This is a genomic window from Nostoc sp. UIC 10630, assembly GCF_010747425.1.
Taxonomy (GTDB): domain Bacteria; phylum Cyanobacteriota; class Cyanobacteriia; order Cyanobacteriales; family Nostocaceae; genus Nostoc.
Genome location: NZ_JAAGOG010000091.1, coordinates 1 through 12,642, shown reverse-complemented (window position 1 = coordinate 12,642; position 12,642 = coordinate 1). Strand labels below are relative to the sequence as shown.

The 12,642-nt window shown below is 39.8% G+C and carries 11 protein-coding genes and 1 tRNA gene; 2 read left to right on the top strand and 10 right to left on the bottom strand.

What is annotated here, in order from left to right:
- Positions 1 to 26 precede the first annotated feature (26 nt).
- The 7 genes from G1O98_RS20425 to G1O98_RS20395 form a co-directional block, all read right to left on the bottom strand.
- The gene (locus G1O98_RS20425) at positions 27 to 353 is read right to left on the bottom strand and encodes a hypothetical protein (RefSeq protein ID WP_163931076.1); all 327 of its coding nucleotides are present in this window, start codon (positions 351 to 353) and stop codon (positions 27 to 29) included.
- A 494-nt stretch (positions 354 to 847) separates the two neighbouring features.
- Complete coding sequence (gene coaE, locus G1O98_RS20420) at positions 848 to 1,444, bottom strand: dephospho-CoA kinase (RefSeq protein WP_163931074.1); 597 nt, start codon at positions 1,442 to 1,444, stop codon at positions 848 to 850.
- A gap of 69 nt (positions 1,445 to 1,513) precedes the next feature.
- Positions 1,514 to 3,103, bottom strand: a complete 1,590-nt coding sequence (gene cobA / locus G1O98_RS20415) for a uroporphyrinogen-III C-methyltransferase (protein ID WP_163931071.1) — start codon at positions 3,101 to 3,103, stop codon at positions 1,514 to 1,516.
- A 69-nt stretch (positions 3,104 to 3,172) separates the two neighbouring features.
- The gene (locus G1O98_RS20410) at positions 3,173 to 4,402 is read right to left on the bottom strand and encodes a tetratricopeptide repeat protein (protein WP_163931069.1); all 1,230 of its coding nucleotides are present in this window, start codon (positions 4,400 to 4,402) and stop codon (positions 3,173 to 3,175) included.
- Positions 4,403 to 4,583: 181 nt separating this feature from the next.
- Positions 4,584 to 6,725: a hybrid sensor histidine kinase/response regulator gene (locus tag G1O98_RS20405; protein ID WP_175586783.1), complete on the bottom strand. Its 2,142-nt coding sequence runs from the start codon at positions 6,723 to 6,725 to the stop codon at positions 4,584 to 4,586.
- A gap of 495 nt (positions 6,726 to 7,220) precedes the next feature.
- Complete coding sequence (locus G1O98_RS20400) at positions 7,221 to 7,694, bottom strand: tetratricopeptide repeat protein (RefSeq protein ID WP_163931066.1); 474 nt, start codon at positions 7,692 to 7,694, stop codon at positions 7,221 to 7,223.
- Between the two features lie 3 nt (positions 7,695 to 7,697).
- Positions 7,698 to 8,666 (bottom strand): homogentisate phytyltransferase, encoded by a 969-nt coding sequence (locus G1O98_RS20395; RefSeq protein ID WP_163931064.1) that lies wholly within the window; start codon positions 8,664 to 8,666, stop codon positions 7,698 to 7,700.
- A 431-nt stretch (positions 8,667 to 9,097) separates the two neighbouring features.
- Here G1O98_RS20395 and G1O98_RS20390 point away from each other — a divergent pair, with 431 nt between their 5' ends.
- Positions 9,098 to 9,718 (top strand): hypothetical protein, encoded by a 621-nt coding sequence (locus G1O98_RS20390; RefSeq protein WP_163931062.1) that lies wholly within the window; start codon positions 9,098 to 9,100, stop codon positions 9,716 to 9,718.
- A 30-nt stretch (positions 9,719 to 9,748) separates the two neighbouring features.
- Here the strand turns inward: G1O98_RS20390 and cobA (G1O98_RS20385) are convergent, their stop codons facing one another.
- From cobA (G1O98_RS20385) to G1O98_RS20375, 3 genes are all read right to left on the bottom strand, one after another.
- A complete protein-coding gene (gene cobA, locus G1O98_RS20385; protein ID WP_163931060.1) occupies positions 9,749 to 10,528 on the bottom strand; it encodes a uroporphyrinogen-III C-methyltransferase in 780 nt (259 codons plus the stop codon).
- Positions 10,525 to 11,286 (bottom strand): sirohydrochlorin chelatase, encoded by a 762-nt coding sequence (locus tag G1O98_RS20380; protein ID WP_163931058.1) that lies wholly within the window; start codon positions 11,284 to 11,286, stop codon positions 10,525 to 10,527. The genes cobA (G1O98_RS20385) and G1O98_RS20380 overlap by 4 nt, the downstream gene beginning before the upstream one ends.
- Positions 11,287 to 11,437: 151 nt before the next feature.
- Positions 11,438 to 11,821, bottom strand: a complete 384-nt coding sequence (locus tag G1O98_RS20375; RefSeq protein WP_163931056.1) for a DUF4359 domain-containing protein — start codon at positions 11,819 to 11,821, stop codon at positions 11,438 to 11,440.
- A 124-nt stretch (positions 11,822 to 11,945) separates the two neighbouring features.
- Between G1O98_RS20375 and G1O98_RS20370 the strand changes: the two genes are divergently transcribed.
- A tRNA-His gene (locus G1O98_RS20370) sits at positions 11,946 to 12,018 on the top strand.
- Positions 12,019 to 12,642: the final 624 nt, after the last annotated feature.

Here is a 12,642-nt window from a genome sequence, read left to right as displayed (position 1 = left end):
TTGAAGTAACTGGTTGACTTTAATATTTAGTCAATCGGTACTTGCTTAAGCAAAGCTATCCACATATCAGATGGATCAGAATAATAATCAACTTCTTCTACTTGATATTGATAAGATTCACAACCTTCTCGTAAAATAATGCGATCGCAGGGTTTAACGCCTTTCCCTACTCCAGTCAGATATCCGATCATTCCTTGGTTGAGGCGCTCAAATACGTAGTCACTTCCCCACGCTAGTTGGCTATAATCGTGTATTTTATTTTTCTTCTTTAATTCACTTACTGGAAAGCTCACTAGAGCTAACTTGCTTAAAAAACTAAAACTTAAGTTCATACCTGTCCTGATCAAAGACATAAATGAGTTCTCCCAAAGAAGAAATCTATAACGAAGAGTTCTGGACTCTAAGTGAATCTCAATCATTTTTAAATCACCAATCCAGAATCGAACAGGTCGACAATCTAGTTAGAAATCAACCACATTGACAGTTAGTAAAGAAATTTATAACCCAATGTCCAATTAAGTGCCTGCACAGAATAACTAGCAAAATTAAATTACAAGCAGGTTGTCGATAAGATACTTAAAAGTAATTTTAAAATGAGATTAATAATTTGCAATTAATTTTTCTTAATTCTTAATTATTAGTCTTTAATTTTACTCTATATATCTTTTTATCAACAATCATTTCAATTTACAGTATCATCAACCGCAGATTCAACTGTAAAATCACCGAATTATTATATAAAGCTGGTCAGATATAAGATGTTTTTAATGGACTCGATCATCTAAAATGATAAGGCTTTTATGTCTTGAGAATGCAATCTATGTATATTTTTTAATATAGATAGCTTCTAGTCCCTACTTGTAGTTTTTAGAGCGACATCTATCTGCTTCAGTAGTCTTTCTAGGGTAGAAGAGTTATCTAAAACTATATCTGCACGAGCCACTTTTTCTTCGATAGATAATTGGCTGTTGATCCTGGCTTGCGCCTGTTCTCTATTTAAATGGTTTCGTTGTATCAATCTTTGTAGTTGTTGCTCTTGAGAACAACACACTACCCAAATTTCTGTAACCAAATTAGTCATTCTCGCTTCAAATAATAGAGGCACTACTAACACCAGTGTTTGTAAGGAAGATTGGTCAATTGCTTTGAGGAAGCGATCGCGCACATCAGGATGAATCAAATTGTCTATCCAGTTGCGTTCATCTTGACGATTAAAGATAATTTCGCCTAGCTTTTGGCGGTTGAGGCTGCCATCTGGCAATAAAATTTGTTCGCCGTAACGTTTAGCGATCGCACCAAGAATAGGCGAACCTAAAGATACTGCCTCTCTTGCATAAATATCTGCATCCAGAATCGGCAGGTTATAAGCGCTAGCTAAATAATTGGTGACAGTGGTTTTGCCTGTGGCAATACCTCCGGTTAAGCCGATTATACGTTTTGTCATTTGTCATTTGTCATTTGTCATTTGTCATTTGTCATTTGTCATTTGTCATTTATTATTGGGTGTTTGATATTAATAATTTGTTGCCCATGTTATTAGTGCTTGGGTTAAACCATCTAAAGTATATTCTTGGGCTTCTACATCTACACGTCCGAATAAAGCATGACAAGTTTTAGAGGTTTGAGGGCCGATAGAAGCAATACAAACGCTCTCTAAGAGTTGACTAACATCAGAGTTTTTGGGCAATATCTTCTCAGTTAGCTGATCGAAAAATTGTACAGTTTTAGAACTGGCAAAGGTAATTACATTCACCTTACGGTTTTGGAGAGCTAACTCTGCGGCAGGTGGAATATCACTAGGACAACAAGATTGATATGCAGCAACTTCAATTACTTTTGCTCCCTTGAGAGTTAATTCCTTAACTAAAACTTCTCTTCCGCCGCTTTCAACTCTGGGAAATAAAACTTTTTTACCATTCAGTTCCTCTGGGAAATTTTCTATTAAAGAATCGGCAACAAAGTTGGGGGGAATAAAATCTGCTTGGAGAGAGTATTGTTTGAGACTATTGGCTGTTTTCTCGCCAACGACAGCAATTTTTACACCTGCTAAGGCACGGGTATCTTTACCTTGGGCAATTAACCTTTCAAAAAAGTAATCTATGCCATTGCTAGAAGTGAGAATTAACCAGTCGAACTGAGATAAATGAGCGATCGTATCATCCAAAGCTTCCCAACTGGAAGGCGGGCCGATTTCTAAGGTAGGCATTTCGATGACTGTTGCACCTAATTTCATGAGGCGATCGCTAAATGTACTCGACTGTCCAACTGAACGTGTCACCAAGATTGTTTTACCAGTGAGGGGTTCGGGAGAGGCGGAGAGGTTGTTTAACATTGGAGTTTGGGCTGTAGTCGAATCCTGATAATCTATTTTCTCAGGTTGTAAGTACTTATGTAGCCCAACAACTTCGCCAACAACAATTACCGCCGGGGAAAGTGATAATCCGGTGGTTTGTTCCAAAATATTGCCCAGTTGGGCTGTCCAAATTTTTTGACGAGGAGTTCCTGTCCAACGGATGATTGCAATGGGTGTTAAGTGCGATCGCCCGTGTTGTACCAGTTGATGTACAATCTCTGGCAGATGTTGCCCTCCCATCAAAATTACCAGTGTCTCTAAGCGTGAGAGTGCCTCCCAGTCTAAAACCTCTGGTTCATGAGCTGTAAGCACTGCAAAACAACGACTCAACACCGGATCTGTCAGGGGAATTCCTGCAAACAAGGGTGCTGCAAGGGCAGAAGAAATTCCTGGTATCAGTTCAAAATCACAACCAGATGCTTTCAACGCTTCAATTTCAGAAGTACAACGCCCAAAAATCAATGGATCGCCTGATTTGAGCCTTACAACTTGTTTTCCTTGCTGGCAATATTTTATTAGTAACTTGTTAATCTCAGTTTGGGTTGTACTAGGTTTACCACCACGTTTACCGACATCTAACTTCAAGCAATCAGGTGGTACACACTGCAATAATTGAGCATCTACCAGGGCATCGTAGACTAAAACCTGAGCAGCAGCCAAGAGATTGTAAGCTTTTACCGTCAGATATGCCACATCTCCAGGCCCAGCACCTACGAGGTAGACTTTGCCCTTTTCTTCAATCTTTGTCATTTGTCATTTGTCATTTGTCATTTGTCATTTGTTACTACTTCCCCATTCCCCATTCCCCATTCCCTAAATTTAATTCGTTCGGATATTAATTTTTTGGATTAGCTGATCGACTTGCTCAACCATTTCCTTGTTGTCTTCAGCTTGGAATAACTCTTTGGCTTTTTTGAGATTAACGATCGCTTCTTCTAGCTGTTGTTCTCTTCCTAAAGTGATGCCCAAATTATAGTAAGTGAATGCATCATTGGGTACAAGGCTAATGGCTTTTTTGTAATGTGCGATCGCTTCTTGGGGTTTACCTTGATCGTCCATCGCATTTGCTAAACCTGTGTAAGCTTGTGCGTGTTTAGGATCGATGCGAATCGCTTCGGTATAGTCGGCGATCGCTTCATTTAGCTTGCCTTGAGCGTAAAAAGCGCTTGCTAAATTATAGTGAGCGTCTGCATAGTTGGGTTCAAGGCTCAGGGCTTGTTTGTATTGTGCGATCGCTTCTTCTAGTTTGCCTTGAGCGTAGAGAGTATTTCCCAAGGCATTATAACCTGCGGGATTTTTTGGAGAGAGGCGAATGGCTGCTGTATATTCGGCGATCGCTTCAGCTGACTTTCCTTGAGCATACAAAGCATTGCCTAAGTAATAGTGAGCGTCTGCATATTTTGGATCAAAGCTAATGGATTTTTTGTACTGAGTCACTGCCTCTGCTAGCTCACCTTGATCGTACAGAGCATTTCCCAGACGCGTGTAAGTTGGGGCATAGCTGGGTTTGAGGCGAATAGCTGCTGTATATTCGGTGACTGCTTCGGTTAGCTTACCTTGAGCGTAGAGAGCATTTCCTAAGTTATAGTGAGCGTCTGCATATTTGGGTTCAAGGCTGAGGGCTTTTTTATATTGGGCGATCGCAGCTTCTAACTGATTGAGCCTTGCTAAAGTTAAACCCAAATTAAAGTAGGCTCCAGAGTCCTGAGGATCGAGGCTGATGGCTTTTTTGTAATGTGCGATCGCTTCTTGGGGTTTGCCTTGATCGTCGAGAGTATTTGCCAAAGCAATATAAGCTTGCACAAAGTTGGGTTCCAGTTCAATGGCTTTGCGAAAAGCCGCCTCTGCTCCTTTGAAATCTCCTTGTTTGTATAAATTACTTCCTTGCTCAAAGTTAGCAACTGCGTTTTTGTTGCCAGGAAGTGCTGCTCGATTTGAGTCTGGAATTTTTGATAAAACAACGCCAACATCTTTACCAAAAGCAGTAGTGTCATTACTCAAACACAAGCAGATAATAGCTGCTACCAGTACATTCTTGTTTTTCAGCATTTTTATTACCTTACCTGCTTGGTTTATATTTAATATCGACTTGTATAGCTTTGGCGTAGTTATAGCAGGAATTATAGGTTATTAGCCTAACTTGATACAAGTGGATTCTCATCTAATTGTCCATTTGCATACAAAATATGAGGCTTTATTACGAGTAAAAAGTTGTTTACTAAGTAATTATTTACACTTTTGTTTCGACAATTCGAGTAATGGCTGCAATTAATTCTTCTGGGTTAACAGGCTTGGATAAATGCATTTGAAACCCAGCTTTTAGCGCTTCTTGCTGGTCATCGTTTCTAGCAAAAGCAGTCAAGGCAATTGCTGGGATTTGTCCACCTTGTTCTGGTGTCAAAGTTCTCACTTGATGTATTAACATATAGCCATCCATCTCAGGCATACTAATATCGCTGACCAAGACATCTGGCTTTACCAGTGCTAGGGTTTGTAATGCTTCATAAGCGGAAGATACCGCAATCACAAAAGCTCCATCTTCCTCTAGTACAAAAGCAACAAAATCTCGTGAATCAGTATCATCATCTACAACTAAAACTCGGATGCCAGTGAGGGGTAAGGAGTTAGAAGTTAAGGGTACAGCATAGTTTTGTTTATCCGTTATGCTTCGGCTTTCATCTGGCAGAAGCGGCAAACTAACAGTAAATATTGCCCCTTTACCCTCACCTTCACTCTTCGCTTTGACAATACCGCCATGTATTTCGACGATATTACGCACAATTGCCAACCCCAATCCTAATCCACCAAAATTTCTCGTAGAGGTGCTATCTGCTTGACGGAAGTAATCAAAGACGAATGGCAAAAACTCAGGGCTGATTCCCTTACCTGTATCGCTAACTATAATTTGAGCATAACCATCGGCTTGCTCTAATCGCACTTCTATTTTTCCTCCCTTGGGTGTAAATTTGAGAGCGTTAGAAAGGAGATTCCAGACGACTTGCTGCAAACGAGTCGAGTCGCCCATAACTTGTCCCACATCCGGTTCAAATACTGTACTTACCTCAAGTAACTTTGTTTCTGCCGCTAAACGCATTGTTTCTATTGACGACAATATCGTAGACTCTAGGTTAATCTTCGTAATATTCAGCGTCAGTTTGCCCTGTAAAATTCTGGAGATATCCAGCAAGTCTTCGATGAGTTGAACTTGTAAATTGGCATTCCTCTCGATTGTGGCTAGTGCTTCCGATGTCTTTGCTTGGTCTAACCTCCGACTTTGCAATAATTTTGACCAGCCAAGAATTGCGTTTAGTGGAGTGCGTAGTTCGTGAGATAGGATGGCTAAAAATTCATCTTTAATTCGATTGGCTGTTTCTGCTTTAGCTCGTGCTATTTGTTCTAATTCCAGCAAGTGCGCCCGTTCTTCAAGTATTTGTTTTTGTTCGTGGATATCTGTACATGTCCCAAACCACTTAACTACAATACCTTGCTCATCTTTAAGCGGTAAAGCTCGTGCCAATTGCCAACGATAGGAACCATCAAAAGCCCGTTTGAAGCGATATTCATTGTTATATATAGTGCCATTTTTTACAGCATTAGACCATACTTCATCTGCATTTTGGATATCATCTGGATGCAATGCAGCTAACCAACCAGAACCCAAGGACTGCTTTAATGTTAACCCAGTATATTCACACCAATTTTGATTAAAGAAATCACATTCACCGTTAGCATCAGTTGTCCATACAAGTTGAGGAATTGCCTCGGCTAGATAACGGTAACGTTCTTCACTTTGTCGGAGAACTTCTAAAATTCGTTGGCGTTCAAGGATTTCTTGTTGTAATTGCTCGTTGGTTTTGGTAATTTCATTGGTGCGAATAGCAACCATTTCTTCTAAATGATTTTGGTATTTTCGCAGTTCCTTTTCTACCCGTAAGCGTTCGGCTATTTGTGTTTGAAGCTCTTGATTTGCTTGTTCTAGTTGAGCAGGGCTAGGAAGTGCTAATGCTTGTGGAACTAAAGACACAAGTTGTACTGCTGTAATTACAGATATCATGGCAGTTACCGCTTTGACAAACCCTGATACCCAATAAGTGGGATGCCAAAGTGTCCAAATCTCTATTAAATGAGTGGTGCCGCAAGCCACAATAAATGCACTAAACAGCAAAAATATCCAATCAAAGGGTAAATCCTGCCGCTTACGGACAAAGTAAAATAGGGTAGCTGGAATCGAATAATAAGCTAGTGCAATGAACGCGTCAGATAATATATGTAACCAAACTAAATTCGTTTGCCATAGATAGCAATGTCCATGTGGAATAAATGATCCTGATGTAAAAAAAATAGTCCACAATTCTGATATAAAGTCTGACATAAATATTGGATTATTTTGAATCTATAAAATCTACTACTAAATGCCTTTAATTAGCCCAAGTTTTTTGCACGTTTGAAATTTACTTTTATCTTGTCTGAAGATAGGAATAAGAGAATGAGTAAATGAACCGCATAGACGCGGAGCGGCTACTCTAAGAGTTCTCCGAAGGAGTACCCACAGGGTAGAACATAAAGAGCGCAAATATAAGAGAGTTGTAAAGGGTTTTTGCATCAATACTGTGAACTTTTGAAAGATTGGTATTTTCCCTCAGATTGTGATAGGACTTACCCAAAACTATACGCTGTCGAGGCAATTTATGTAGATGTCATTCTAAGTGCTATGAAGGGAACGATCAAACTTACGAAAATTGCGGACATAATTACAAAAAACACTGGTAATTCCAAAATAAAACCATTCTCACCATAATAATGATGGGAATGGTAAAAAATTAGGAGACGCAACAGGAAAATTTAATTTCTGCAATTCTCACTCAACTTAAGATTGACTTGACTTAATACTCATTTTATCTAACACTTGAGTGATTTTGTTAGCTTTTTCGGGTTGGCGTTGTTTTTGCAATAAATCTTTAGCTTGTAGCAGGTTAGTTTTAGCTTCTTCTTCTTGCTCTTGCTGCATAAAAATATTCGCCAGACGCAAGTAAGCATCGGGATTTTTTGGACTGCGGCGAATAACTTCCCGGAATAATTCTGTTGCTTCCTCTACTTGGCCTTGCTGGTTTAAAACATCTCCCAAAAACAAGCGCACTACATCATTAGTAGAGTTGAGGGAAATCACTTTGCGAAATGCTGCTTCTGCACCTTGGTAATCTTTTGCTTGAGCAAGATTGATTCCTTTTTGAAACAAGTCTGAAGTAATCAAAGTTTTCCAAGCGAAATACCCTAGGATCGACAAACTCAAAATAACTGCGATCGCAGCGATAATAGAACTGGTAGGAAAGGTTTCTAGCATTGTCTAAGCCAAAAAGCAGGCGATAGGAAAAATCAGATATTCTATAAAAAAGAGTTTCCAGATAAATTGGTAGAATTGAGCGATCGCACTTTTATCTTGTAAGTCTACCGCCAAACTCCGCCACCACATCCAAACTAACAGCCCGCAATGGGCAATTACCATAAAGATGGGGTTAATTGAGGCCACGTGTAGCACCCCAACCAGAATTATCCCTAGATAACAGACAGTTATCACCCAAAGAGCTAGATTAAACACAGCTTGGGGCCCGAGTTTAATCGTGAAAGTAGTAATATTGTAGAGGCGATCACCTTCTATATCAGGGATATCTTTAAAGATTGCGATCGCCAAGGTAAACACCAAAATAAACAATGTCAGCACCCACACCACAGGCGGAATTGTTTGGCTTTGTTTGAGTGCCCAACTATAGTGCAAATACAATCCTAAATTAACAATCGTGCCGCGTACCGAAAAAATACACAGCGCCGCCCAAAAGGGAAACTGTTTTAAACGAATTGGTGGTAAAGAGTAAGCAGTACCAATGGCCAAACTAATTGTCACCATACCAAATAAGAATGGCCCAGTTAGCCACGCCACAACTAGCGCCAAAATCCCAGTAGACGCGACAATTAATTGCCCCGTCTGTTGAGAAAACTCACCTGATGCCAACGGTAAATGAGGTTTATTAATCTTGTCAATATCAACATCTTCTAATTGATTCAACCCTACGATGTAAACATTGCCACATAGACAAGCAATCCATGCGCCGAAGGCAGGGCTTAGGGAGGCGGGAGTAGTGAATAAAGAACCAGTATTATTACTAATAGCAATAGCAATTAAATACAAACTCAACACACTCAGACTTGTACCAATAATCGTGTGAGGGCGAGAGAATTTCCAGAAAGCGTATAACCAATGGAAATATGATTGAACAGGTTTGCGTGGCAAAGGGCTGTTTTGAGAACTCTGGCTCATGAGTACCTTAGATTCAGATTCCGGCTTATTGTTAACTCTGACTTTTCACAAAATTTGGAAAACCTTACTTTCATTCCTCTCTCCTCATTTTGAGAGACTTTGAATTTTCCCCATTCTCTACAAAAGTTGGGGCGTTAGGTTCCGCATTAACTTTTCCATATTGCATGAATTGTCAGATTGTTAACCATTGTCACAGAATTTGGTCATTAACAAGAGCTTTCCTAGGGGAGGTAGCGGTAGGCACATCTGGCCGTAACCCTACTCAAAAACCAGTTACACCTAGGGGACTAATAATTAACCTACCCTATGGAAGACTCTCAATCGCGAAAAATCTAACAACCGATTATAAAAATACCCCTTCTCGATTCTGTACTCTCTACTCTTCATAAGGTTACAATTTATCAAAAAAGCAAAGAAATAGTTAAATTATTATGACAGCTAATTTGACACCTGTAGCCAAATTTGACTTTGTTACCGTGCTATCACAGGCTGCGGTTGCATATCGACAACAGAAAAATATACGCCCTAATACTGAAATATTAATAAATGCGTTGCTACAAGCAGAAAAATCTGCCAAGCAGGAACGCTTAACTTATCCCTTTGAGTCTCTTCTAGGTAAATGGCAACTTTGTTTTGCCACTGGCACTAAGAAAGCCAGAGAACATGGAGGAATTGTATTAGGCAAGGGTTTGTATGTACCCAAGTTTATAAAAATCCATGTTTCCTTTAATGCCACTTTAGAACAGGATTCAGATAGAGGCGAAATTTGTAATCAGGTTGAATTGGGGCAACTTTTATTGAAGCTCACGGGGCCAGTGCAATATACAGGTAAGAAAAATTTATTGGCGTTTGATTTTAACCAGATGCTTATCAGTCTGCTTGGTCGTGTTGTTTATAACAGACCAATTCGTTCTGGTAAAGTTCAAACAGAAGATTTCTATAACCAGCCCATAGCTCAATTACCCTTCTTTGCCTTCTTTTTAGTGACGGAAGATTTCATTGCAGCTCGTGGCCGTGGAGGAGGATTGGCATTTTGGATTCGAGAAACTTAAAAACACTTCATTTCACGTTTGCGCCAGCCATCAAATTGGACGACAACTAGACAAAATGCTGTGCATATTTACTACTTGTCCAATGACTGCGATCGCAGGCGCACCAAATCCAGTTTGCTCTACCTGTTCTACAATTGTCTTTAAGGTTCCAATCAATTCTTCTTGTTCTGGGCGCGTACCCCAGCGCACTAAAGCAATGGGCGTTTCTACATCCAACCCAGCTGCACTTAACTGTTCCACAATATAAGGCAGATTGTGAATTCCCATATAAATTACAATGGTTTCGGAACCGTGTGCGATCGCATCCCAATTCACTTTCGGTTTATACTTACCCGCCGCTTCATGACCAGTTACAAATGTCACTGATGAGCTATACAGCCGATGAGTCAATGGAATACCTGCATAAGCTGCGGCTGCAATACCCGATGTGATACCGGGCACAACTTCAGTTGATATCCCAGCGTTGACTAATTCTTCCATCTCTTCGCCACCGCGACCAAAGATAAACGGATCGCCACCCTTTAACCGCACTACAATTGCATGATCCTGCGCTTTATCAATCAGCAATTGAGTTGTTTCTTCCTGGAACAGCGAATGTTTCCCCCTACGCTTACCAGCATTAATTTGTTCGGCTTGGGGATTAATCATTGCCAGAATTGCCGGACTCACTAAGGCATCATAGATAACTACATCTGCACATTCCAACAAACCTTTCGCCTTCAGGGTTATTAATCCTGGATCTCCTGGCCCCGCACCCACTAAATAAACCTTTCCCAAATACTTGTTCTCCTGTTTTTCTGTGCGGTTCATCTATCCGTTAAATCCCAAATAAGCTCGGCTAATTCTGCACTTGCTCCCAGTGGCTGCGCCAACTGGAAATTCACCGCAGAAAATTGTAATTTTAGCTCCTCTATGGAGGCCGCGATCGCATCAGTTATTCCACCTGCGAATAAAAAGTATGGCAAAATTGCAATTTCCCTATAACCATCGGCTACCAACTCTTTCACCCGTGATTCTAAACTAGGAGGCCCAGCCCAATAAGCAGCAACTGCTGACAAACTCGCCGCCATTGCTTCCACAGTTTCTTTGGAACCTGGGCGACGGCTACCATGAGCTAACAGAATCCATGCTTCTGCTTTTATACTAGATATTTGCTTGGCCAGTAATTTCTCTAAATTGGGGTGAGAGCCTAAATGTGGCTGCAACTCAATCATGATATCTTGACCAATAGCCTGTTGTGCTAGTGCTACTTCGGCGGGAATATCTGTCATCACATGTATTCCCGGCAACAGAAATAGCGGTACAATTTTGAGGTGATTCTCGTTTTGAGATAGTTGGTGTAGCCCAACCCCGGCATCGCCAAAAGCGCTCTTGGCAAATTTTTGAATCTGCTCATGTAAAGGCTGAGGACTCATTTCTAAAGCTGCTATGCCAACCAGATGTTCACTACTTGATGGGTTGTAGTTGTTTGGTAATTTGTTGCATACCAGCTTTGCTAATTGCTGCATAGCAACTTCTGGGCGCGGATCGCGACTTCCGTGAGATACTAGCAAATAGGCAGATGACATCGGCAAAGCTTGAACTCTCAGTGACTAATGTTCATATTTTACTTAATATTAAGCTGGTGGTAATAATTACTCTGGTGATTATTGAAACTATTATAAATTACTAAATATAAGTATTCTAAATCACTTTTATATTCTTCCACTTCTGATTGCGCTATTGTTCTTCGGCAGTGTAAGTATAAAACTGATCAAAAGCTCCCACCGTTTCAAATTTGTAAGAAGGTATCCAAGAATTTATTTTTAAATCTGTACGGTAAATGCTAAAAATCATATAATTTTGTCTTTCTGTAGTCCTGGCAATAATTCCTTGGATTTGCGGGTTAGCTGAGTCAACCAACTTATCACAATTAAAATGGATTAAATTTTCTATAATATTCGTAGTTTTTTTGCATACATCGGTTTTTAAGTATTCTGTCAACCGTTGCACTGCATATTCTTCATATTCAACCTGACTGGGATTAGTCTTTGCCATTGTCACACCCAAGGCGGCGAGTCCTACTGCTGCTCCAGTATATGCAATGATGGTTAGGGGTTTCATGTTTGCCAAGTAAAATACATTGTAATCGTTAGATTTCAGAGACTCTAAATCAACTGAGTCCGTTCCTTGAACACAAACTCTTGATCGTTTGCCAAATTATTGCTATAATTCAAATTGTTGAATGGCGAGCGTAGCCAAGTGGTTAAGGCAGTGGTTTGTGGTACCACCATTCGTGGGTTCGAGTCCCATCGTTCGCCCTATATAATTTCATAACGATCCATAAGTTCTTATAAAAGATGGGTTGCAGTTGTGAGAATTGATAACCATTACTTTAGCAAGTAACTGTCACCTACAAGTTAATGAACTTGGAAGGGTTGCAAAGCTACTATAATTCATAAGATTATCTTATAAAGTTTTTTGTGTATATAAGCAAATCTACTTGCTAAAAGAAAATTCAGTGTGCAATGTTCACTTCTCTTCTACAAGAGGTTGCTTCTTTGCAGAAGTACATATCTAAGCAACCTCGATAGTGCAGAAAGCTTGATAACCCTTTTTCGTCAATCTCGGATAAATTAACTATTTATATTAATAAGATTCCTGACTTTTTAGAAAAATCAGGAATCTAAGCCTCAGAAGTTTTTGAACGCACATTTAGCCGTCAGAAAATTCCTAGAAGGATGATAAAAGTCAGCCCACAAAAGGCCAGCAAGGAGATAATCAAAATGTTGCCTATACTGTGGTCAGAAGCTGTTAACTTAGGTGTATTAGTAGCCATATAAACAGACCCTACTTAAACAACTTTTGCTTAAACTATAACTAATGCAAATAATGATTAGTCTATATTTAAACAAAAATTGATTTTAATTTATTATAGTTTATGT

What these genes read in the sequence shown, in the direction of transcription:
- G1O98_RS20380 (WP_163931058.1), bottom strand. Translation starts at nt 11,286, where the DNA reads ATGTCATCTGCCTATTTGCTAGTATCTCACGGAAGTCGCGATCCGCGC.
- G1O98_RS20390 (WP_163931062.1), top strand. Translation starts at nt 9,098, where the DNA reads ATGACAGCTAATTTGACACCTGTAGCCAAATTTGACTTTGTTACCGTG.
- G1O98_RS20410 (WP_163931069.1), bottom strand. Translation starts at nt 4,402, where the DNA reads ATGCTGAAAAACAAGAATGTACTGGTAGCAGCTATTATCTGCTTGTGT.
- coaE (WP_163931074.1), bottom strand. Translation starts at nt 1,444, where the DNA reads ATGACAAAACGTATAATCGGCTTAACCGGAGGTATTGCCACAGGCAAA.
- G1O98_RS20375 (WP_163931056.1), bottom strand. Translation starts at nt 11,821, where the DNA reads ATGAAACCCCTAACCATCATTGCATATACTGGAGCAGCAGTAGGACTC.
- G1O98_RS20395 (WP_163931064.1), bottom strand. Translation starts at nt 8,666, where the DNA reads ATGAGCCAGAGTTCTCAAAACAGCCCTTTGCCACGCAAACCTGTTCAA.
- G1O98_RS20425 (WP_163931076.1), bottom strand. Translation starts at nt 353, where the DNA reads ATGTCTTTGATCAGGACAGGTATGAACTTAAGTTTTAGTTTTTTAAGC.
- G1O98_RS20405 (WP_175586783.1), bottom strand. Translation starts at nt 6,725, where the DNA reads ATGTCAGACTTTATATCAGAATTGTGGACTATTTTTTTTACATCAGGA.
- G1O98_RS20400 (WP_163931066.1), bottom strand. Translation starts at nt 7,694, where the DNA reads ATGCTAGAAACCTTTCCTACCAGTTCTATTATCGCTGCGATCGCAGTT.
- cobA (WP_163931071.1), bottom strand. Translation starts at nt 3,103, where the DNA reads ATGACAAAGATTGAAGAAAAGGGCAAAGTCTACCTCGTAGGTGCTGGG.
- cobA (WP_163931060.1), bottom strand. Translation starts at nt 10,528, where the DNA reads ATGAACCGCACAGAAAAACAGGAGAACAAGTATTTGGGAAAGGTTTAT.